The 24,137-nt window shown below is 43.0% G+C and carries 14 protein-coding genes; 10 read left to right on the top strand and 4 right to left on the bottom strand.

Annotated features, from left to right (window positions below; translation table 11 throughout):
* Positions 1 to 6 precede the first annotated feature (6 nt).
* Genes apt through J5X96_RS07630 form a run of 3 tightly spaced genes read left to right on the top strand, consistent with a single transcriptional unit; the run spans position 7 to position 3,567 of the window.
* Positions 7 to 618 carry an adenine phosphoribosyltransferase gene (gene apt, locus J5X96_RS07640; RefSeq protein WP_209362802.1) on the top strand — a complete coding sequence of 204 codons (612 nt, stop codon included), beginning with the start codon at positions 7 to 9 and terminating at the stop codon, positions 616 to 618.
* A gap of 25 nt (positions 619 to 643) precedes the next feature.
* Positions 644 to 2,689, top strand: coding sequence for a DNA polymerase III subunit gamma/tau (gene dnaX / locus J5X96_RS07635; protein ID WP_209362800.1), 2,046 nt, complete (start codon positions 644 to 646; stop codon positions 2,687 to 2,689).
* Complete coding sequence (locus tag J5X96_RS07630) at positions 2,689 to 3,567, top strand: endonuclease/exonuclease/phosphatase family protein (RefSeq protein WP_209362798.1); 879 nt, start codon at positions 2,689 to 2,691, stop codon at positions 3,565 to 3,567. The genes dnaX and J5X96_RS07630 overlap by 1 nt, the downstream gene beginning before the upstream one ends.
* Here J5X96_RS07630 and J5X96_RS07625 read toward each other — a convergent pair.
* On the bottom strand, positions 3,564 to 3,917 hold the full coding sequence (locus J5X96_RS07625) for a RidA family protein (RefSeq protein ID WP_209362796.1): 354 nt from the start codon (positions 3,915 to 3,917) through the stop codon (positions 3,564 to 3,566). The two genes, J5X96_RS07630 and J5X96_RS07625, sit on opposite strands and share 4 nt — an antisense overlap.
* A gap of 101 nt (positions 3,918 to 4,018) precedes the next feature.
* Here J5X96_RS07625 and J5X96_RS07620 point away from each other — a divergent pair, with 101 nt between their 5' ends.
* From J5X96_RS07620 to J5X96_RS07610, 3 genes are read left to right on the top strand one after another with little or no spacing between them, the layout of a single operon-like run.
* Positions 4,019 to 4,735 (top strand): YwiC-like family protein, encoded by a 717-nt coding sequence (locus tag J5X96_RS07620; protein WP_209362794.1) that lies wholly within the window; start codon positions 4,019 to 4,021, stop codon positions 4,733 to 4,735.
* Positions 4,736 to 4,776: 41 nt separating this feature from the next.
* Positions 4,777 to 5,487 (top strand): tetratricopeptide repeat protein, encoded by a 711-nt coding sequence (locus J5X96_RS07615; RefSeq protein ID WP_209362793.1) that lies wholly within the window; start codon positions 4,777 to 4,779, stop codon positions 5,485 to 5,487.
* A 13-nt stretch (positions 5,488 to 5,500) separates the two neighbouring features.
* Positions 5,501 to 5,917: a nuclear transport factor 2 family protein gene (locus tag J5X96_RS07610; RefSeq protein ID WP_021617006.1), complete on the top strand. Its 417-nt coding sequence runs from the start codon at positions 5,501 to 5,503 to the stop codon at positions 5,915 to 5,917.
* Positions 5,918 to 6,475: 558 nt separating this feature from the next.
* Here J5X96_RS07610 and parC read toward each other — a convergent pair.
* The 3 genes from parC to J5X96_RS07595 all read right to left on the bottom strand — a co-directional run bounded on the left by parC (position 6,476) and on the right by J5X96_RS07595 (position 11,873).
* A complete protein-coding gene (parC, locus tag J5X96_RS07605) occupies positions 6,476 to 8,728 on the bottom strand; it encodes a DNA topoisomerase IV subunit A (RefSeq protein ID WP_245193459.1) in 2,253 nt (750 codons plus the stop codon).
* A gap of 160 nt (positions 8,729 to 8,888) precedes the next feature.
* Positions 8,889 to 10,787, bottom strand: coding sequence for a DNA topoisomerase IV subunit B (parE, locus tag J5X96_RS07600; protein WP_209362791.1), 1,899 nt, complete (start codon positions 10,785 to 10,787; stop codon positions 8,889 to 8,891).
* 135 nt (positions 10,788 to 10,922) lie between these two features.
* The gene (locus J5X96_RS07595) at positions 10,923 to 11,873 is read right to left on the bottom strand and encodes a bile acid:sodium symporter family protein (protein WP_209362789.1); all 951 of its coding nucleotides are present in this window, start codon (positions 11,871 to 11,873) and stop codon (positions 10,923 to 10,925) included.
* A 365-nt stretch (positions 11,874 to 12,238) separates the two neighbouring features.
* Between J5X96_RS07595 and J5X96_RS07590 the strand changes: the two genes are divergently transcribed.
* The 4 genes from J5X96_RS07590 (at position 12,239) to J5X96_RS07575 (ending at position 24,049) form a co-directional block, all read left to right on the top strand.
* On the top strand, positions 12,239 to 14,461 hold the full coding sequence (locus J5X96_RS07590) for a filamentous hemagglutinin N-terminal domain-containing protein (RefSeq protein ID WP_209364795.1): 2,223 nt from the start codon (positions 12,239 to 12,241) through the stop codon (positions 14,459 to 14,461).
* A gap of 99 nt (positions 14,462 to 14,560) precedes the next feature.
* Positions 14,561 to 15,019 (top strand): hypothetical protein, encoded by a 459-nt coding sequence (locus J5X96_RS07585; protein ID WP_209362787.1) that lies wholly within the window; start codon positions 14,561 to 14,563, stop codon positions 15,017 to 15,019.
* Between the two features lie 24 nt (positions 15,020 to 15,043).
* A complete protein-coding gene (locus J5X96_RS07580) occupies positions 15,044 to 23,713 on the top strand; it encodes a hemagglutinin repeat-containing protein (protein ID WP_305852110.1) in 8,670 nt (2,889 codons plus the stop codon).
* A complete protein-coding gene (locus J5X96_RS07575) occupies positions 23,714 to 24,049 on the top strand; it encodes an Imm8 family immunity protein (RefSeq protein WP_209362783.1) in 336 nt (111 codons plus the stop codon).
* Positions 24,050 to 24,137 lie beyond the last annotated feature (88 nt).

The following is a 24,137-nucleotide window of genomic DNA, read 5'->3' as shown; positions in this document are numbered from 1 at the left end:
CGATTTATGATAATATGCGCGCCGGCTTATCATTTTAATTCACGTGAAAAAACAACCGCACTTTTAGGTAAAAAAATGGAAAAACAACTTGCACTTATTGCTTCTTCAATTAAATCCATTCCTGATCATCCAAAACCGGGAATTATTTTTCGGGATATTACCAGCTTAGTTGAGAATCCGGCGGCGTTTCGCGCGGCAATCGATTTGATGGTGCAACATTGCAAAGAGAAAGGCATTAATAAAGTCATTGGGACGGAATCCCGCGGCTTTATTTTTGGTGCGCCGGTGGCGTTGGCATTAAATGTGCCTTTTGTATTGGTACGTAAACCTGGTAAGTTGCCACGTAAAACCATTGCGCAATCTTACGAATTGGAATATGGACAAGACACCTTGGAAATTCATGTGGATTCCATTCAAAAAGGTGATAACGTATTGATTATTGACGATTTATTGGCAACAGGCGGTACCGTTGAAGCCACGGTTAAATTAGTACAACGTTTAGGCGGCGAAGTGAAACATGCGGCATTCGTGATCAATTTACCGGATCTCGGCGGCGAACAACGCTTACGCGATTTAGGCGTAGAACCTTATACTTTAGTTAATTTTGCCGGTCATTAATTTTCTAAACGGGCAGGGATAAAGCATGAGTTATCAAGTATTAGCAAGAAAATGGCGACCAAAAACCTTTGCTGATGTTGTCGGTCAGCAACATATTTTGACCGCACTTGCTAACGGCTTGCGTGAAAATCGCCTGCATCATGCTTATTTATTTTCCGGCACGCGCGGTGTGGGGAAAACATCCATTGCCCGTTTATTTGCCAAAGGGCTAAATTGTGTTAATGGCGTGACCGCTGAGCCTTGTGGCGTATGTGAACATTGTAAAGCCATTGAAGAAGGCAATTTTATCGATTTAATTGAAATCGATGCGGCATCCCGCACCAAAGTGGAAGATACACGAGAGCTGTTGGATAACGTGCAATACAAGCCGGTGTTGGGGCGTTATAAAGTGTATCTTATCGATGAAGTGCACATGCTTTCACGCCATTCTTTCAATGCTCTCTTGAAAACTTTGGAAGAGCCGCCGGAATATGTGAAATTCCTATTGGCGACTACCGATCCTCATAAACTGCCGGTGACGATTTTATCTCGCTGTATGCAGTTCCATTTGAAAGCCTTGGAGAAATCCCAAATTGCCGAGCATTTGGGGTACATCCTAAATCAGGAACAGATTCCCTTTGAGTCTTTAGCATTAGAGAAACTCGCCAGTGCGGCACAAGGCAGTATCCGCGACAGTCTCAGTTTGACAGATCAAGCCATTGCAATGAGTAACGGCAATGTCACGCTCAATATCGTCAATGAAATGCTTGGTTTATTAGATGAAACCCAAGCCATTGAGATTATTTATGCCTTGCAACAAGGCAATGGCGAAAAGCTTATGCAAGTTGTCAGTGAGGTGGCGAATAAAGCAGGTGATTGGGATGAGCTGTTGCGTGAAATTGCGGAAAATTTGCACAAGATCGCAATGCAGCAATTATTGCCACAAGCCTCGTTAACGGAAGCGGATCACATTAGCTTTTTAGCGAAACATATCGCACCACAGGACGTACAGTTTTTCTATCAAGTGGTTGTGAGTGGCCGGAAAGAATTAAGTTTGGCACCAACGGCGCGCATGGGCGCAGAAATGGTGTTATTGCGTGCGTTGGCGTTTCATCCGAAATTCATTGGTCAGCCGCTAAACCTTGAAAACAGCACTCAAGAAAGTTCACCAAAAAATCCATCAAGTGCGGTGGAAAATCGTGTTAAATCTTCTGGTCAAACTGCTTCAGCGGCAATTGAAATGCCGGTGGTTTCTCAGGCGATAAAAGCCCATTATCAAGATCGTAAAAAATCCATTACGAATGAAACCGTGACAAAAACAGCGCAACCTCAATCCACGCAATCGACAGAACCCTTGGTGAGTTCGCCTGTACTTGGTGCATTAAACGGATTAGATCAACTGGATGCGATGCCGAGTAGCCCTTCTCAAGAAAAAAAAAAGCCTGAGCGCCTAGCACAACATTCCTCTGAAAAACTGACCGCACTTTCTCAGGCTTCTGACAGCTTGGATGCTAAAAGTGCGGTGGAAAATCCGAATGAATCGGAGAGCGAAGAAAACGATTCTGATGGGCTAGGCGAAGATTATCGTTGGGAGTGGAGCAACCCGGAGCTAGCACAGGTTGAACAAGGTACCAAACCTTCAGACATTAAGGCCGCCATTCTGCAAGACATCACCCCTGAATTACAGCAAAAAATTGTCCATTTAACGGAAGAACAAGATCGCTGGGCACAGTTAATTGAACAAAGCGGTGTGGAAAATCTCACCAAAGAATTTGCGTTAAATACCTTTATTTGGACGGAAAGCGAAGATTCGCTTAAATTGGGTGTGCGTTCCAGTCATGCACATTTGAATCAAGATAAACATTGTAAATTGCTGCAGCAGTCGGTTTCACATGTATTAGGGAAAACCATTGCATTGGCTGTTGAAATCAATGATGACGAACAGTATCTCACGCCGACAGATTATCGCCGTAAAATTTATGCCCAATTACGGGAACAGGCGAAACAGGATTTATTGCAAGATCCTAAATTGCAATTATTAGAACGCGAATTTGATTGTAGCGTTGATGTGAAAAGTATTCGTCCGGTGTAATGATGTTTAAAAAACACGCCTTTAAATTCATCACTTTTCTCGTTTTCCTTATAGCGGCGATTACCGGCTATCTTTTTTATAGCCTAACGATTTTCTCTCCTGTCAATATTCACTTTACCACGATGCCAAATCTCACCTATCATCCGATAAAAAAACAGGATGAGTTAATGTGTTATCAAGCAGACCAGGTACCACCCGAAATCACACAAAAGACATTTCGCTTATTGATTTGGAATTTGCATAAAGGGCAAGATGCCGGTTGGCAACAGGCACTGAATCGTTTGGCGCAGGGACGTGATCTGTTGTTATTACAGGAAGTGTTAAACACACAAGAATTGGCCGCGCAATATTCATCGCGATTTCCTACCGCACTTTATGCCAGCGCCTTTGCCTATTTACAACAACAATCCGGCGTGGAAATTCTCTCTCAATTTGCACCGCATTTTTACTGTGCCGGCGCAAAATCTGAGCCTTGGATTCGTATTCCAAAAGTGGGGGCGGCGATGAGCTTACCTCTGTCCAATGGGCAAGCGCTGTTATTGGTCAACGTGCATTTGATTAATTTTGAAATGTATCCGACGGCTTATGAAGAACAACTTCGCACACTGATGCAGTTAGTTTCACAACATCAAGGTCCTCTTGTGTTATCCGGTGATTTTAATTCTTGGAGCGGTTATCGCATGGCGATTATCCGAAAATTGATCACCGAATTCGGTTTGGCTGAAGTGTCTTTTGCTCAGGATCATCGCTTACGCTTTTTAGACAATCCGCTCGATCATGTTTTTGTGCGTGGACTGAATGTGTTGAACGCCACAACAGAACCCACGGAAAGCTCTGATCATGCACCGTTACTATTAGAGGTAGAATTAGCGGATTAAACCGCAGCCGTGATCACAATTTCTACTTTCCAGCGAGGATCCGCAAGTTTAGCTTCTACGGTAGCACGCGCCGGGGGATTTTGCATATCAACCCATTCATCCCAAGCTTGATTCATTAACGCATAATCCTGCATATTCGCCAAAAAAATTTGTGCGTTTAGAATACGGCGTTTATGGGAATGTATTTTTCCCAGCAACTTGTCGATAAGCGTTAAGACTTCTTTCGTTTGCTCATAGGCATTCTGTTCTACGCTGGTTTCCGGCACTTGCCCTGCAAAATAAGCAACACCCTGATAAATTACGGCTTCAGCAAGACGAGCGTTGGTGTCAATGCGTTGAATTTGTGTCATGTCATCTTCCTCTGAATAAAAATAATTCTCAGAGATTATACCAATCTTCATAAAAAACCTCTAAAATTCTTGAACCTTCCATTCAATAATTCATCTGATTTATGAAGCTATTAATTTCGAATCAACACGGTGCCATTGTGATGGCGCTTATGCCATTTTTATACGGAATGTTGCTCAGTCATCCGATTTGGCAGCATATTTTCTTTTTGTTGGCGTGGTTTTCCTTGTATTTAATGACCTATCCGTTTCTGAATTTATTTAAAGGCAGAAATTTGGAACTGTATATCAAATGGTCGTGGATTTATTTCTTCGCCTGTGTCATTTTTGCCATTCCGGTATTGATTTATAACTGGCATACGGTGTTATTTGTGGCGGCTATGTTGCCTTTCGTGTTGATCAGTATTTATTACGTTAAGCAGAAAGATGAGCGCGCTTTTTTAAATGATTTGGCAGGTATCGTGATTTTTGCCATTGCCGGTATGGGAGCTTATTATTTTTCTGACCGCACTTTTGATGACAAAATTTGGCTGGTCGCGCTGTATCCGAGCTTATTTTTTATTGGAACCACTTTATATGTGAAATCCGTTATGCGCGAGCGTAAAAATCCGTTGTATTTAAAATTATCCATTGGTTTTCACGCCCTTTGTATTCTCGGATTTGTTTTTGTCCAACAATATCTCATGGCGTTGGCGTTTGTGCCGCCATTCATTCGTGCCATTTGGTTGCCGCAGAAAAAAATGTCGGTCAAACAAGTGGGTTTCACCGAAATGGGGATTTCCCTATTGTTTTTTGCGAATTTACTTTATGCCACTTTGTAGATAAAGGGTGAAAAATAGAGAGATGATGAAAAGATAGACAGATGATGAAAAAACAATTGAAATATATTGCCCTCGTATTCGGGTTATTGAGCGGTTTCGCCCAAGCCAATCTTGGACTTCCAATTTCCGTGGGAAATACCGTCCAAGAGATGGATAAGCTGTTACGTAATCAATTAACGAACGACCAGTTGAGGGAATTGGCGCAACGCTTTTTACAAGCCGGCGATTTACGTACCGCATTTAATACCATGCATATTTTGGCGCTGAAAGATGATCGTCGTGCGCAGCTTGATCTCGGGCGGTTTTATTTCCGTGGTGATGGCGTGGCACAAGATTACGGTAAAGCCTATTGGTGGTTTAGTGAAGCGGCCGAAAAAGGTAGCGCCATGGCGTTAACAAATTTGGGGATTTTATATGCTGGCGGTTATGGCATTAAAAAAAATCTTCCGCATGCCATCTCTTTATTGGAAAAAGCCGCCTCAGCCAATGATTCCCATGCCATGTTAGTTTTAGGCATGTTGTATTACAACGAGGACAAGATTAAAAGCCTGAGCAAAGCTTTTCGATGGTTAGAAAAAGGCGCGAAACGTGGCAATGAGGAAGCCATTTTCCGTTTAGCGTTAATGTATGAACGAGGTGAAGGCACAAAACGTAACCGACCGATGGCGATTTCTATTTATAAAGATTTAATCGCACAAAAAAGCCGTTTTTCTGAAGAAGCAAAAGAGCGTCTAGCGTTATTAGAAGGTTAAGTGGATACAATAAATGGATGAGATTCGATACATATACGAAAAATGGCATGAGTATGCGAAAGCGCGGGATGTTGAAGCGCTAATTGCGTTATACGCGGATCATGCGGTATTTGAAAGTCCTTTGGTTCCGGCTATCTTAGATAGGACAAATGGCGTACTGAATGGCAAGGATGATATTAAATTTTTCTTACAGGAAGGAACAAAGCGTCGTCCTAACGAATTGGTTAAATGGTTTCGGCGTGGTGACTATCTCACAAATGGGCGTTTATTAGTTTGGGAATATCCAAGACAAACCGATGAGGGTGAGCAAATTGATATTCTAGAATTGATGGAAATCGAAAACGGGCTCATTCAACAGCATAGAATCTATTGGGGCTGGAAAGGATGTTTGCTGATTAGTCAGGGGTTAGCGAGATTGCAGCACGAATAACCAACCTCAATGCGTAATTCACAATTTCGTGTGTAGCGTGCATCTTGATGCACGACCAAACCACGCACAGAACGTTATTTAACCCTTTCGTATATTCACGATTTCGTGCAACTTGTTGCACGAATGATTAACCTCGATGCACAATTCATGTAGCGTGCATCTTGATGCACGATCAAACCACGCACAGAACGTTATTTACCCCTTTCGTGTATTCACGATTTCGTGCAACTTGTTGCACGAATGATTAACCTCGATGCACAAGTCACGTAGCGTGCATCTTGATGCACGACCAAACCACGCACGGAACGTTATTTAACCCTTTCGTATATTCACGATTTCGTGCAACAAGTTGCACGCTACATACGGTTATCCGTTTTCACAAGCGCCTTGAGGATTCGGTCCTTATCTTATAGAGGAGCCTAAAAACCGCACGTTTTACATGCGGATTGTTATTTGTATTACTATGATAATTTAAATAAAAAATAACCGGAAAACCCACCGCACTTTGCATATAAAAAAGGACGCCAATCATGCGTCCTTTTGAGTCTGAATTTCGCCTTATTCTTCAGGCGTTACCACTTCAATTTCCACGTTGCTATGCAAGCCACGCGGTAACTGTGCCCCTTTGCGCCCCCGTTCGGCACGGAATTTCTGTAAATCTTCCGGCTTTAAGGTCACTTTACGTTTCCCGGAATGGAAGACGAGACTGGAATTTTCTTCAATCAACAATAACCGCACCAGTAATTCGGAACGCGCTTTGGCGTTGGCGGACGGAATCGTGACGATTTTGTTGCCTTTGCCTTTAGAGAGTTCCGGTAAATCTTGTGCAGGGAAAATCAGCATTCTGCCGGCGGAGGTAAGAGCCACTAAAAGTGCGGTCGGATTTTTCAGTGTTAACGGCGGTAACACTTTGGCGTTTTCCGGTAAGGAAATAAGTGCTTTACCGGCTTTGTTACGAGCGACTAAATCGGCGAATTTACAAATAAAGCCATAGCCTGCGTCGGATGCCATGAGCAACGGTTGATCTTCATTTTCAATCAGCAGCTGATCAACGGTTGCGCCTGCCGGCAGGGTAAGTTTACCGGTGAGCGGCTCGCCTTGGGAACGGGCGGACGGCAGACTTAGCGGATCCAGTGCGTAACTGCGTCCCGTGCTGTCGATAAACACCGCCGGTTGATTGCTTTTGCCGTAGGCATGTGCCAAATATTTGTCGCCGGCTTTGTAGCTTAAGCCTTGCGGATCAATGTCATGCCCTTTCGCGCAACGCACCCAACCCATTTCCGACAAAATCACCGTCACCGGTTCTGCCGGCAGCATTTCGTTTTCTGCAATGGCTTTGGCCTCCGCGCGTTCAATCAACGGCGAACGGCGTGGGCTGGCGTATGTTTTGGCATCTTGTTGAATTTCTTTTTTCAACAGCGTATTTAAACGGCGTTCGGAGCCTAAAATCTCTTCCAAAGATGACCGCTCTTTTTCTAGCTCTGCTTGTTCCGCTTGCAACTGATGTTCTTCCAGTTTCGCCAAATGACGCAAACGCAAGTTCAAAATGGCTTCTGCTTGTGCATCACTTAAGTTGAAACGAGCCATTAATTCGGCTTTCGGCTCATCTTCGTGACGGATGATTTCGATCACTTCATCAATATTCAAAAAGGCAATCATCAAACCTTGCAAAATATGCAGGCGGGCAAGCACTTTATCTAAGCGATATTGCAAGCGGCGGGTCACGGTGGTGCGACGGAAAGTCAACCATTCGGTGAGGATTTCTAACAAATTTTTCACTGCCGGTTTGTAATCCAAACCAATCATGTTCATGTTGACACGGTAGCTTTTTTCCAAATCGGTGGTGGCAAATAAATGCGCCATCATGGCATCGGTATCTACGCGATTCGAACGCGGCACGATGACAATGCGCACCGGATTTTCATGATCCGCTTCATCACGAATATCTTCTACCATCGGCAATTTTTTCGCCGTCATTTGCTCGGCGATTTGCGCAATCACTTTGGATGGCGAGGCTTGGTGTGGCAGGGCGCTGATAATGATTTCCCCGTCTTCTTTTTTCCATGCTGCGCGCATTTTGATAGAGCCGCGACCTTGTTGATATATTTTGCGAATTTCTTCTTTCGGCGAAATGATTTCCGCCTCTGTCGGGAAATCCGGGCCTTGTACTACGGTTAATAAGTCATCCAAGGTGGTTTTCGGATTATCCAGCAACATCACTGCAGCGTCAGCAATTTCATTAATATTGTGCGGAGGAATATCCGTTGCCATCCCCACCGCGATCCCTGTCGTACCGTTGAGTAAAATATGCGGCAAACGTGCCGGCAAATATTGAGGTTCTTCTAAGGTACCGTCAAAGTTTGGTTGGTAATCCACAGTGCCTTGACCGAGCTCCGCCAATAGCACTTCTGAAATTTTAGATAAACGGGATTCCGTATAACGCATCGCCGCGAAAGATTTCGGATCGTCCACCGCGCCCCAGTTGCCTTGTCCGTCAACCAATGGGTAACGGTAAGAGAAGGGCTGCGCCATCAACACCATGGCTTCATAGCAAGCGCTATCACCGTGCGGGTGGAATTTACCCAACACATCCCCCACAGTACGGGCAGATTTTTTATATTTTGCCGCTGCATTCAGCCCAAGCTCGGACATGGCATAAATAATGCGTCGCTGTACCGGCTTCAAACCATCCCCGATAAACGGCAATGCGCGATCCATGATGACGTACATGGAGTAATTGAGATACGCCCTTTCGGTGAAGTGGCGTAGTGGCATTTGTTCAATGCCTTCGTAGTTGATGGAGTCAGTCATGATTTATTTTTGCGTTTTATTTATGTCGATAATATTCGTTTAATTTATTGGCTTTCGCCAAGTTTCCCCTCTTTTGTAAAGAGGGGCTAGGGGAGATTTAAAGTGCGGTTGATTTTTGAAATGTTTTGAGGTGTTTAAAAATGTTACCGCACTTTTCTTCTTACACAGCCAAATCCACTTGATCCCCTTTCGCTTGCAACCAATTTTTACGGTCTTCAGCGCGTTTTTTTGCCAGTAACATATCCATAGTTTCCATTGTTTCTTGGCTTTCTTCGCCTTGCGCTTCAAAGGTGAGCTGGACTAAACGACGGGTATTCGGATCCATCGTGGTTTCGCGTAATTGCATTGGGTTCATTTCACCCAACCCTTTAAAACGCTGTACGTTCGGTTTGCCTTTTTTCCCTTTGAGACGATCCAAAATAGCCTCTTTTTCGCTTTCATCGAGGGCATAGAACACCTCTTTGCCTAAGTCGATTCGATAGAGCGGTGGCATCGCCACATACACATGGCCTTGTTCTACCAGTTTTGGGAAATGGCGTAGGAAGAGGGCACAAAGTAGGGTGGCAATGTGTAAACCATCCGAATCCGCATCGGCGAGAATACAGACCTTGCCGTAGCGTAATTGGGATAAATCATCGTTGTCGGGGTCAATGCCGAGAGCCACGGCAATATTATGCACTTCTTCCGAGCCTAAAACTTGTTCGGAAGACACTTCCCAGGTGTTCAAAATCTTACCGCGCAACGGCAAAATCGCTTGGTATTCACGTTCCCGTGCTTGTTTGGCAGAACCGCCGGCGGAATCGCCTTCCACAAGGAATAATTCGGTTAAATTCAGATCTTGTGAGCTGCAGTCGGCGAGTTTGCCCGGTAAGGCTGGACCGCTCACCAGTTTTTTACGCACCACTTTTTTCGCTGCACGCAAACGGCGTTGGGCGGAGCTGATTGCCATATCTGCCAATAATTCAGCTTGTTGAATATTTTGGTTCAACCACAAACTGAAAGCATCTTTCACAACGCCGCCAATAAACACCGCACTTTGACGGGAGGAAAGGCGTTCTTTGGTTTGTCCGGCGAATTGCGGATCTTGCATTTTAAGGGACAGCACATAAGCACAACGATCCCATAAATCGTCAGCGGTAAGTTTTACACCGCGCGGCAATAAATTTCGGAATTCGCAGAACTCACGCATGGCATCTAATAATCCTTGGCGCAAACCGTTGACGTGTGTGCCGCCAAGTGCGGTCGGAATCAGGTTTACATAGCTTTCGCCGATGAGTTCGCCACCTTCTGGCAACCATAATAACGCCCAAGACACCGCTTCTTTTTCGCCCTTAAATTCACCGATGAATGGTTGTTCCGGTAAGGTGACTAAACCGTTTACCGCTTCCATTAAATAGTCGTTCAAGCCGTCTTGATAAAGCCAAGTGTCTTCGGTGTCATTCACTTTATCGATAAATTTAATTTCGAGTCCTGAGCACAACACGGCTTTGGCGCGGAGTAAATGACGCAAACGGCTGGCAGAGAATTTTGGGCTGTCGAAATATTTTGGATTGGGTTTGAAGTGCACGGTAGTGCCGGTCGTGCGACGACCGCAGGTGCCGATAACGGTGAGATCTTCTACTTTTTTGCCATTTTCAAAGGCGATTTTATACACTTCACCGTTACGTTTAACGGTGACATCAACTCGCTCGGATAAGGCGTTCACCACAGAAATCCCCACCCCGTGCAAACCACCGGAGAAGGTGTAATTTTTATTGGAGAATTTACCGCCGGCGTGCAGTTTGCTCATGATGACTTCTACGCCGGATACTTTTTCCACCGGGTGAATATCTACCGGCATACCGCGCCCGTTGTCGATCACTTCAATGGATTGATCTTTATGCAAAATCACTTCGATTTTCGTGGCAAAACCGGCAAGGGCTTCGTCCACGCTGTTGTCGATAACTTCTTGTGCGAGGTGATTTGGGCGGGTGGTGTCGGTGTACATGCCCGGGCGGAGTTGTACGGGTTCAAGGTCTTTTAAAACGGTAATTTCGTTGGCGGAATAATTCGTTGTCATAGTCATTCATTAATTAAATCTTGGAAGCAAAATTGCGCGGGATTATAGCAAAAAACAACGGGATTTTTAACCGCACTTACCGGTTTTGTCGAAAGGAGGGAGAGGTAAGTGCGGTCCTATTAGCAGAACTTTGGATTATGACGACGGGTCTTCGTCATGCTGATTTTTCAGGGTGGAGAAATAGTTGGCTAATATCGGGCCGGAAACATTGTGCCAGAAACTGAAAACGGCACTTGGCACCGCGGCAATCGGGTTAAAGTGCGCGGTGGCTAAGGCAGCGCCGAGACCGGAGTTTTGCATACCCACTTCAATAGCAATCGCTTTGCTATCGTAATTATTGAGGCGTAAGGCTTTGGCAGCGAGAAACCCAACGAGATAGCCAAGGCAGTTGTGCAAGACGACAACACCGAAAATTAATAAACCGGAATCAATGATTTTGTCTTTGCTACCGGCGACGACGGCGGCAAGGATTAACACAATGGCAATCACCGAAACCAACGGCATGGTTTGACTGATTTGGGCCATTTGTTTTTTTAACAAGGCGCGAATGACTAAACCTAAGAAAATCGGGAAGAGCACCATTTTTAATACCGAAGCAAACATGGCAGAGGCATCAATATCAATCCATTGGCTGGCTAATACATAGAAAATGACCGGCGTTAATAACGGTGCTAGTAAGGTGGAAATGGTGGTGCACGCGACAGAAAGTGCGGTGTTGCCTTTCGCTAAATAGGTCATCACGTTGGAGGAGGTGCCGCCCGGACAAGCGCCTACCAGAATCACGCCGATGGCTAAATCTGTTGGGAGCGCAAAGAGTTTTGCTAATGCAAACGCAATAGCCGGCATGATCACAAATTGTCCAACCACACCAACAATGACGGATTTCGGGTGCTTAACGACTTCGCTGAAATCGTTAAAGGTGAGGGTAATGCCCATACCAAACATGACAATGCCCAGTAAGTAAGGGATATATCCGCGGATTTCGAGGAAGGCTTCCGGTGAAACAAACGCAAGGAATGCAAAGAGTAACACCCAAAGTGCGAAGGTTTTACTCACAAATTGGGTTAATTTGAGCAAATGTGGCATAAATTTTCCTTAAATAAACATATCGAGTAGTAAAAAAGAGGTTAAAAATAACAGAAATTTGGCAGGGAATACAAAGCTTTTTCATGGATTTTTTTAGCATGCCCTGAGAAGTGGATTGCGCGATATTATGTGGCTGTTGCACAAAGCTGAAATTACGGCTTCCTAAGGTTGCAGGAGGATGAATCACTTTAGCCTATTTCAATATAAAGCTAATGTTTCGACAAGGACTTCAACCATTTTTATATTTGATACATAATCAGTAAAAATTTAAATATAAATTAAATAATATGAGTTAATAATGTAAAATATCTAAAATATAGCTATCAGAATCTATTCATTAGGAATATATAAAACAGGATTAAATTATGAATAAACAATGTTTTCGTATCATCTTTAGCAAAACTTTACAATGTTTAGTTGTGGTGTCTGAGCTTGCAAAGTCGGAAGGTAAATCAGCCGAGATATCATCTTTTACTGTTCCGCAAATTTTAGCTCGAATTCAACCGCTTACCTTCAGTTTATTTTGTGCTTTGGGGTTTGTTGCATTTCCAGATTCCGTGATGGCCGATACCTTTATTATTCAAGCAGATAAATCAGCACCTAAAAATGAACAACCGATTATTTTACAAACCGCGAATGGACTCCCTCAGGTAAATATACAAACACCTAATGATAAAGGACTTTCACACAATAAATATTCAAAATTTGATGTGGATACCAAGGGAGCCATTTTAAATAACAGTCGTACTAATGTTCAAACTCAACAAGCAGGAATGATTACAGGTAACCCTTATCTTGCTCGTGGAGAGGCTAAAGTTATTTTAAATGAAGTCAATTCGTCTGATCCCTCTGTGTTAAAAGGGTATGTGGAAGTGGCCGGTAAAAAAGCGGATGTGATTATTGCCAATCCCTCAGGTTTGCATTGTGAGGGATGTGGAGTCATTAATTCAGACCGGACGACTTTCACAACGGGTAAACCACAAGTTGTAAATGGTAATTTGGAAAATTTTGTCGTTGAAAACGGTCTGGTAAGCGTTTCAGGTAAAGGTTTAGATAATAGTCGTGTTGATTACACCGAAGTGATTACGCGTGAAATGCAAGCGAATGCAGGTATTTGGTCTAAGAAAGAAACTAAAGTTATCACAGGGAAAAATACCGTTAAACGGTCAGATAACCTCGAAGATCTCCAAATTACGCATACGAAGCAAACCTTATCAACAGAAAATAAACCTCAATTTGCTCTCGATGTTGGCGAATTAGGGGGTATGTACTCAGGTAAAATCCACTTGATTGGAACGGAAGAGGGGGTAGGCGTTCGGAATGCCGGGCACATTGGCGCTAGTGCGGAAACATTACAAATTGATAGCCATGGGCGTATCGTAAATACGGGGACTGTAAATGCGCAGAAAGAACTGCGATTAGTTAGTGAAACAGGTATTGAAAATACAGGTAAAATTGAAAATCGACAAAGCGCTATTGTACTCACTACGCGGACTGAGATTAAACAAGACGGTACGGTTGTAGCACGCAATGGCAATATTTATAAAAGTGCAAATCAAGGCATCACCCAAAATGGTGAGACTATTGCAAAAGGAAATGTGAATTATCAAGCTCCAAAAGTGACAGCTTCAACGCACTCGCTTATTGCTGCAGGCGTTGATGTTAAGGATGTTGCGCAAGGCGAGGAACGTTCTCTTGAAAAAGCCTCTGCACAAGGTAAAAACATCACAGCGATCACAACTGAAAAAGCCACCTTACAAGGGAGAAACCTTGCATCAGGCAAAATTCAAATCACAGGTTCGGCAGCAAATTTGGATAATAGCCATACATCCGCATATTCAATTAATGTCACCGCATCCGAAGATAACATTCAGGCGAATAATGCCGCTATTATTGCGTATGAAGAGCTAGCTTTATCAACGCCGACCTTACTTGAAACTAAAAATAGCTATTTAAAAGCGGAAAATATTACAACTAAGCAACGTTCTCTTCATACGCAAAATACAGTATGGGAACAGACCGGTTTGGGAGAGTTAAAGCTTGAAGTTGTGGATGAGCTACAAAATAAAGGCGGTACTTTTAAAACTAAAGGTGATTTGACCGTTAAAGCAAGCGGTATGGATAATCAACAAGGTCGTTTATTGGCAAGTGGTAAATTGACTGTCAATGTAGGGAAAGGCAAATTAGATTCAAGTCACGGCGCAATGTTATCGGACCAAATGCTTTCCATTACTTCAGGTGAGCTTATTAACGATGCCGGTTTAATTCAATCAGCTAAACATATTGCAATCAATACACAAGGGCAGTCTCTCTCTAATAAACAGACATTAAGTAATACAAGTACACAGAATAAAGGTATTGTGGCATTAGGTGATCTAGATATCCAATCAGAAAATATTTTTAACCAACAAGGACGTATTGTTAGTGGTGGCGCGCAAAATCTCCAAATAGCCCATACTAATAATCAACATGGGTTAATTTATTCCGGGCAAAATTTCACCTTAAATGGTGTAGGTCTGACTAATGATGGCGGTAAGATCGGGGCGGCTAAGCAAGGCAATATTGCGCTTTCAGGGGATTTAAGTTAGCAGAATGGTGAAATTGATGCAGATGAGATAGTCGTGTCGGCTCAAAATATGAGAAGTTCGGATAAGAGTCGGATTATTGCGAAGGGTGTTACCTTAACAATGGCTCATCAATTAGAGAACTTAAACAGTTTTATTCAAGCCGATTCGAAAGATTTAACCATTTCAAGTCAAGCACTAGATAACACCGGTGGTGAGATTCATGGTCTTCAAAGTGCGGTAACGATTAATACACGCCAGCAAAAGCTTGTAAATAAGACGGGTAAGATCCGTTCGAAGTCAATGTTAATGGTTAATAGTGGAGAATTAAATAACATTAACGGTGCTATTCACAGCGAAGGTGATGTTGTGATTAATGCCCATGGACAACTTATTAATAATCAACAAACGAAAGATAAATTACATGGAATCTTAGCTAAAGGTAAATTGAAAATTGATGCAGGTAAATTAGATAACGATCAAGGGGCAATTTTAGCTAATTTAGCACAACTAGATGTCGCGCAATTAGAGAATCATTTAGGTATTGTACAGAGCGGTAGTGATTTATCTCTAAACACTTAACAGCTTGAGAATAGCGAAGGACTAATTTCAGGTGCCGCAAAGACTACTCTTACGGTGGCAAATAGTTTACGGCAACAAGCAGGTAAAATCAGTGCGGGAGCATTAACGCTAAACGCCGGCACACTTGATTCTACACAAAAAAGCGTTATTGCGGCTGATAATGCTGATCTGACAATTAAACATAACTTAATCAACACGCATAGTGAGCTTTCTGCAATTCATAATTTAAATGTCATTAGCCAAGAATTGAATAATAGACAAGGTCTGTTATTAGCTGAACAGGGACGCTTAGTCATCAATACCCAACAACATCAAGTGAATAACCAACATGGTAAAATCGTTGCGGGGCAGGCGGTGCATCTAGATAGCGGCCAATTAGATAATCAACAAGGTCTCGTGCAAGGTGATACAGGTGTTACCTTAAATACTCACGGTCAATCTGTGAATAATATGTCGGCAGCCATAGTAAGCCGACAAGCTTTGGCTATTACAGCGGAGCAATTGAATAATAACCAAGGCTATATTCAATCGGCACAGCAAGCTGATATTCAGCTTGGTTCCTCAACTTTATCCAACGAAAACGGTGAGATTTCTATCGGTACGGATTTGAACTTAAATTCCGGCACAGTGAGCAATACCGATGGCACTATAGTCGCAAAACAGAACGCCATTATTCGTAGTGGTAGACTAAATAATACCAATGCTATGTTAATTGCAGAGCAGGGGAATCTTGATATTGATACTCATGAGCAAGATTTAATCAATCAGCAAGGTAAATTGAGTTCGGGCGCGAATTCTAAAATCAATAGTGGCTTATTAGATAATCAGGCAGGTTTAATTCAAAGCCGTCAAGATATGATGATTAATACTCATCAAGGTGATTTGAATAACCAACAAGGAGAAGTGCCACCAAAAGAAAAAGGCATCATTTCATTAGGTCGATTGGTGATCAGTACACAGCAATTTTTAAATAAAACAGGGTATGTGTTAAGTCAAGGCGACCAGACTATAACGACAGAATCTGTTAAAAATGATTCAGGTATCCTTTCCTCATTTGCATCTCAAAAAATAACAGTAAATCAAGATCTTAGCAATGTGCAAGGTAGAGTCAGCGCGAATGCTGTCACGATAACTGCGCAATCGATTAATAACCAAACGGGTTTATTGCAAGGGAGTGATCTACTTAATCTTCGGGCGACAGAGATTTTTAATAATCAGAAGGGACAAGTCAAAGCAAATGATAAGGTTGAAATTCATGCAAAAAGTGTAAATAACCAAGAGGGAAATATTAATACGATTGCAGGCAATTTATTGCTTTCTTCTAAGGAAAGGCTGAATAACAGGTTAGGCAACATCATTACAAAGCAAAATGCAAGCATTATTGCAAATGGCATAGATAATCACCAAGGAACGATTTATAACGAAAAAGGATTGCTTCATCTTAATTTATGGCAACAGGCCTTAGATAATCAACAGGGTAAAGTGATTAGTAAAGAGAACCTCATTTTTGAAGGTGGTTCTCTCTCAAATCATAACGGGGCTATTTATGCTGAAACACAAGGTAAGCTCCAAGTTACAGGATTAGTTGATAACCAACAAAACGGTAAAATTCACGGATTAGGTGAAATGACTATTTTGGCCGATAGCGTTGATAATCGTGGTGGTGAAATTCGTACAAAAGATAATCTCACATTAAATGTAACGACAGAAATCAGCAATCAAAAAGTCGGGGCATCGGGATCATTTATTGAAAGTGGAAATCTTTTAATAATGAATACTGCAAAACTCGATAATCGCTATACAAAATCAATTTCAGAGCAAGTAAGGGAAGGTATCTTAGCCTCTGCATTAAAAATTTCTGCGCAGTCTATCGATAATCAGCAAGGTAAAATTCATAGCCGTACCGAGAGCCATTTAGCCGTAGAGCACTCTCTCAATAATCAGCAAGGTGAGATAACAGGAAATCAAGCGGTTTCAATTAAAGGCACAAATTTACATGTTGATAACCAATCAGGACGCTTGCAAGGGGGGGCTCTGTCAATTGTTGCTGATGATGTTACGACCGATGGACATATTGAGGGTAAAAATGTCCAAATTACCCAACAAAAAGATTTTGTGACAAACAATCACATTAATGCCGAAGACACACTTTCCATTACAACGGCGGGAAATTTAACGAATCGACATAATTTATATGCGAATGCCGGTGTCATGCTTAATGCGTACCATATTACCAATGATGTAGATGGACGAATTAGTAGTGCAGATACCCAAGTTTACGCCAAAGGTAATATCACCAATGAAGGGTTGATTAATGGGATTAGCTCGGATGGAAATGCAAAAACGGTTGTGAAGGCAGGGAAGCATTTACTCAATACAGGGAAAGGTCGTATTTATGGTGATGAAGTTGCACTTCAAGCAGAGAAAATTGAAAACAGCGATAAAGATTACGGAAATGGGGAAATTAAATCGGCTGTCATTGCCTCGCGTGAACGCTTAGACATCGCTGCACACGAGGTGGAAAATAATACGGTACATTATTTAGCCGATAATCAGGTGGGTGCAATCTTATTTAGTGCAGGAGAGATGACCTTTGGGCGAACACTAAACGCAGATAATCATGCGGAGGGCAAGGCTGACACATTACGCAATAACAGTAGTGTGATTGAAGCGCAACAAGACATACACTTAAACGTCGCGCAAATTCATAACAATAACGTGCATTTTCTTGTTGAACACGTAAAAACAGGTAAAGCGCCAACTGAGGTCACGAAATTAGAAAATAGATCTGTGAATAAGACTGACATTGTGCCGATGGGGCGTAATGCTCGCCATAATTTGCAAACCGATTTTACGAATAATTTAAATGGAGATAAATCGGGGATAAATACTAACGATCCTCATATTCCAATGACATTACTTCGTTGGGCCGGTTGGAGCCGTGCGGGACAGCTAGTTTATAAAAATGATGGCGCGGAACCGACGGTCTTAAAAGCAGGAGACGTCATAACCAAAGATACACCGCTTGCCATTCGTAATGAAATGACGTGTGACTATATTAACGGAAAAAATGCTTGTCAGTATACACCGGCAGGGCAATATGGTTCGGATAGTCCTATTTGGGCATACTTTGGTGTTCCGGCACCGGTAGAACAACAGCCCCCGTTTCCATTTGATGATTTAGCGGAACAACCTTGGTATAAAGAGAGTGATTGGTTTGATGATGAGGGTAATTTTAAGCGCCCTACCAGACCATCTCGTTTTTGGATGAATAGCGCAGCTTATCAAGAGCAAATAGTAAAATGGGATTATTATGTCGAACACATTAGACCGTTAGAGTTGTGGGAAGCTAAATACCGCAAGAGCATAGATGCGGTGGATGCCGGAATCGAGGCGCATAATAAAAACCGGTTAGGTGCGTTAGCGGGAAAATATTATCGTGAGTTTTGGCGCTTGCATATTAATAATCATCGAGTGGATGAAAGCAAAGTCACGAGAACGGTGGCAGGTCAAATACTGGCCGGTGGTTACTTAAATTTTGATGGTCAATCTTTTGTTAATGAACGTAGTGTCGTTATTGCCGGAGAGACCATGTCCTTAACAAATCAAATTAAAAATATTGGTGAACAAGGATTACATCGCATTACGGATAGCGGCGATAAAGTGTTTACATTTGATAAATGGCGAGGGGGCTTTAAACGTTATTTTCAACGTAAATGGGAAAATCAAGGGCCATATACCCGAATTATTGAAACCCCATTTGATATGCCGGTCTATCGGGTTGAAGAAAAGGTGAATTACAGTGCTAATAAACGGACTTCGGATGAGGTTAGCGCATCGACACATCACACATTATCTTTAACCGAAGTGGGTGCGAATAACAGCAGTGCAATCGCGACGATAAGTGCCTACACACCGACTAAATTAGAAGGTGGTGAAATAGCTTCATTTGCCACATTAAACACATCGCAAATTCTTCATGGGGCGCAACTATGGTCGGGGAATAAATTAGGGCTTGGCGTGCCGACGTTAGCGGAGCGATTAAATGATTTTGGGCGCCTACCGGGACAAAGTCAAAGTGCGGTGCGTCAGTTGGCGCGAGTTGAGTTATCGAACGAGCTTGAAGTGCGTAGCATCCAGCCGAATGTCACGCTTCCGCAAAATGTGTTATATCGAGTTAATGCTGCGCCGACGAGCAAGGTGCTGATTGAAACGGACCCGGATTTTACGAACCAAAAACGCTGGTTAAGCAGTGATTATATGTTCAACACACTCCGCTATGCGCCGGAAACGATGCAAAAGCGTTTGGGTGACGGATTTTATGAGCAACGCTTAATTCGCGAACAAATAAACCGCTTAACGGGCAGAAATTTCGTGGGCAACTACAGCGACTTTGACAGTCAATATCGAGGTTTAATGGATGCGGGCATCACGTTTGCGCAGAAGTTTAATCTTCGCCCGGGGATTGCGTTGACGCCAAGTCAAGTGGCGCAGTTAACGACAGACATCGTATGGTTTGAAAGCCAACCGGTTTCGCTTGGGAACGGACGCATAGAGCAGGTGCTGGTGCCGAAGATTTATGCGTTAGCGAAGAAAGGCGATGTAACAGGAAACGGCGCTTTACTGTCAGGCAAAAAAGTAACTCATAAAGGCGGAGATTTCACGAACAGTGGCACTGTCGTAGGGCGAGAGTTAGTTCAATTTGACAGCGCAAGCATTCGCAACACAGGCACGCTTAGTGGCAGAGCGATAGTCGGGCAGGTGAGCGGTGATGTCGAGAATCTCGGCGGAACGATAGAAGCGGACAGAGCGATTTTATTGAATATCGCGGGAAACTTTAAGCATAGCAGTACAAGCCACACAAGCGAAGTCAATGAAAACGGCTATCAACGCACAGACACGAGACAAGGACGAAAAGGGTTATTGCACGTCAAAGGGGAAGACGGCGAATTACAAGTGTCGGCGAATAATATTGATGTGACGGGCGCAGATATTCTCAATGAAGGAAAAGGGCGAACCTATGTTTCGGCGAAGAACAAGATGAGTTTGGGGACTTTAGAGACTGGTTTTAGCGAAAAGATGGGGGGAGGCAATCACACCCGCGTCGAGCGCGTGACGGAAAGTCTCATATCACGGGTGAAAGGCCAGGGAGATGTCGTCTTATCGGGTAAAGATATTTGGTCTGCCGGTGCGGAATTAGAGGCCAAGAATAAGTTTATGGCGTTGGCAGAAAACGACTTGGTTCTGGGCACGGCGACAGTTGACAGTGATTTTGAGGAGTTCCATCAAACGAAAAGCGGCAGTTTGGCGAAGACCACGAAGACGCGTTTAGATAAAGTGCAATCCCGCAATCACCTCGGTACCCAAGTGAGCGGCAAAGACGTGATTCTTTCAGCAGGTCATGATGTGAAGGCGAAAGGCATTCAGGCTATTGCGGATGATAATCTCCATGTTCAGGCTAGACATGATGTTGATATTGGTGCGACGACCAATCACTTTAAAGAAGTGCATCAACAAACGAAGAAAACGTCGGGTGTGCTTACGAGTGGCGGAGGCATCACCTTGGGTTCGAAATCGGAAAAACATCATGTTGAATCGGCAGGTCGGACGCAATCGGATGGGCGAAGCACATTAGGGTCTTTGCATGGAAACATCAGCGTCCAAGCAGGCAATCACGCTCACGTGATGGGCACGGATATGATAACACCACGTACAAATCGTATCGATGTTGAAGCCGCGAGCGTGAAGGTTGAGGCGGGGAAAGATATTATTCATACGAATGAGCGTCATGAGTATAAACAATCCGGCGTAAGTTTGGCGGTGTCATCACCGATGATAGAAGCGGCGCAATCGGTGATGAAAAGCGTGAAGCGCAGTGGTGAAGTAAAAAATGAACGATTAAAACAATTATATCAACTGAAAGCAGCCTATGAAGTTGGTTCTGTCTTAGGCTCGGCAAAAGGTGTTGCAGACACCCTTTCCTCATTAGGAAATATGAACGGCGGTGGCGACATCTCTAGTCCTAGTGTGAAAATCTCCGTCAGTGTTGGTGCTAGCCAATCTAAACAAAGCAGTGAAACGAAAACTATCACGCATCAAGGTAGCAAATTAAATACGGGGACGCTTAATCTCACTAGCCGAGAAGGGAATGTGGATGTTTTAGGGTCTTATATTAATGCCAAACGTGCAGAGTTTGATGCGGCAAAAAATCTGAATGTAGAATCCCTTCAGGACACCTATTACAACCGCAGTGAAAATAAAAATAGCGGCGGGAACGTGGGGATGTCCTTAGGGATGAATGGTAATAGTTTTGGATTGGGTGTTGAAGACTCTGCACAGGTGGGCAAAGGGCGGGAAAACAGCGACAGCATCACCCAACGCAATAGTTATATTAACGCCCAAGAAACAGTAATAAAAACCGGTAAAGATGCCAATTTCAAAGGTGCTGTTGTTAAAACAGACCGTTTAGAGGCGGATATTAAAGGCAATCTTAATTTAGAAAGCCGCCAAGACAGCAATCACTACGATAGCAAACAAACTCAAGCTGGTGCGGGCTTTAGTGTGGCGATTTACGGCACAGGGTCGAGTGTGTCAGCGAACTATTCTCAAAACAAAGCGAAAGTGAACTATGCCCAAGTGGAAGAACAAACGGGCTTCCATGTGGGCAAAGGTGGAATGGATGTTAAGGTTGCGGGGAATACGCACTTTGCGGGCTCTGTGATTGACAGTGAAGCCGACCAAGATAAAAACCGCTTCCAAACAAAATCGCTTAGTCATACCGATATTGAAAACCACAGTGAGATTGAAGTGAAAAGCATGAGCGCTGGGCTTTCAACGAATATGGCTCAGAATGCTAAAAATGCGATGGGCGCGGTGGCGAGTGCTTTAGGGAATAAACATGAAAGTGCTACAAGTCAAACGCAATCAGCGATAGGGTCTAATATTCAAATTGACACAGAAACACCGGAAAATCTGACCGCACTTTCACGGGATACGAAGAATGCAAATCATAAGGTGAAAGCCTTTGATTTACAGGAAATCAAAGAGCAACAAGAAGCGGCACAAGTGGCGGGTGAGTTGTTTTCAAAAATCACAGGTGATGTAGCCAAAGCATTTGAATTTGAAGACGGCAGCAAAGAGAAGATTGCGATGCATGCCCTTGCGGGCGCATTGGCAGCGAAGATGTCAGGGGGGAATGTTGCGACAGGTGCGGCAGCGGGAGCAGGGTCGGAGTGGTTGAACACGTATGTTACAGATTACTTAAATGAACAAGCGAAAGACCTTAAGTTAGATGCAGGACAAAAGGAGAAGCTTAAACAAGCAGCGCAGCAAATGACGGCGTTGGCGATAGGTGCGGCAGCGGGTGCAGTGACCGGTGGGACAAGTGAAACGATTAAACAGGGGGCGTTGGCATCTTACAATGCGGAGACGTATAACAGACAGCTTCATGTTGATGAGATTAAATGGATTAAAGAAAACGCAAAACGTTTTGCTCAAGAGGAAAGTGAGCGTTTAGGGCATCAAGTCACTGAACAAGAAGCGATGGAGCGATTAATTACCCAAGCAGCTCAAGAAGTCGACTATGCTTGGTTTAAGAAAATAGGCGAAACAGATGGTCAAGCACAGTCTTTCTTAAGAAAAGCAACGGCTCAAGGGGATGTTCCTCCTTATGATAATCGCGGCACATTTATCAATTCAGGTGGTAAACGTCAGTCGATGTTTACTGTTGCGGATAAAGATGAATATTACTCAACAGGTAAATATTCAAATGCATTGGCACAATTTGATAAAGCAAACGGCCATGTCGTAACGAAGACATTACAACCGAAAGTAAAATATAATCTTTATACTAAATCGTTATCAGATGGTGCAGATGCTGCTTTAAAAGGTACCTTGCATGCATTTGATCATCCGGAGGATGTACTCAAGCCAATTGGTTTTGGTATTGCGAACTGCTTAAAAGAAGATATGTGTATTTCAGCCGGTAAGGAAATGTTATCGGATTCAGGAAAGGCAGTATGGCAATCGGGTAAAGACATTTTGGGCGAAGGCTATCGTCTTGACGATGTAAATTACCTTTATGGTAAAAATATGGTCAATGAGATTGATGCGATAGCAGCAGTGAGAGGTGGTACTGCCTTGTTAGAGCTTACTGGGGTGGGGAAAGCAGCAGGTAAAGCTGCCAGTACAATAGGAGATGCAGCAGTAAATTATGTTAGATTCAAGTTGCCAAAAGGCTCAAATGCGAATGAGGTGTTGCCGATTGTTGGGGAGACAAAGGGGTATGATCTAGAATCATTCAACTATGAAGCACATAATCTTGTTAATTATGAGAAATATAAACAACAATTACGACAAGAAAATTTAGATAATATAGCTAAATTATACCCTGAACTTTCTCATGCTGCTTTAGGTAAAAATAATTTTACATATAAAGGTAAAATGTTTACGAAGGCTGAGTCAGATGAATTGGGTAGAGCTTGGGTTGGACCTAATTATGAGGTAACAAGTCAAGGGGGATTCATTAGTGAAGATAGGACAAGAAGATATAGACCTGCCACCTCAAAGAAAAATTCTAGTTATGCTGACACTGGAATACAGTCTAATTTTGAACGTTTTTACATAGACCCTATTACTGGCTCATCAAAGGTAGAAAGTAACTTACATTTAAATATTTATGAGGATAAAAAATAAATGCTTATAGCTGAACTAAAATGGGTTGATTACAATGTCCCAACAAGAGATGATGCATCCTTAATAATACTTAAACCAGCCTATTGCTTAAATTTAACATTGGCAATAGGGGCTAAAGATGAGTCTGGAAGTGATTTTTTTTATACTAATATTTTTAATTTAGGGATGATTCAAAGAGAAAAATTATTAATGATAAATAAAGGGATAGTTATTGATCTTTATACACTAGATGAAATAGAAAATCATTTGAAAGCTATAATAAATAAAATATCTGGAGAAACCTGGAATGATATTGTTATTCAATTAAAAGAATATTTTGATTGGGAATATCAATAGTTTGTAAATACCCCCGATGGCGCAAGCGTCCAACGCTTGTGCCATGACAAGTACCAATAATAGCGCCAGCGTCCACGCTGGTGCTGTT

It is taken from the genome of Aggregatibacter sp. 2125159857 (genome assembly GCF_017798005.1).
GTDB lineage: Bacteria > Pseudomonadota > Gammaproteobacteria > Enterobacterales > Pasteurellaceae > Aggregatibacter.
This window is presented reverse-complemented; position numbering and strand designations above follow the sequence as displayed.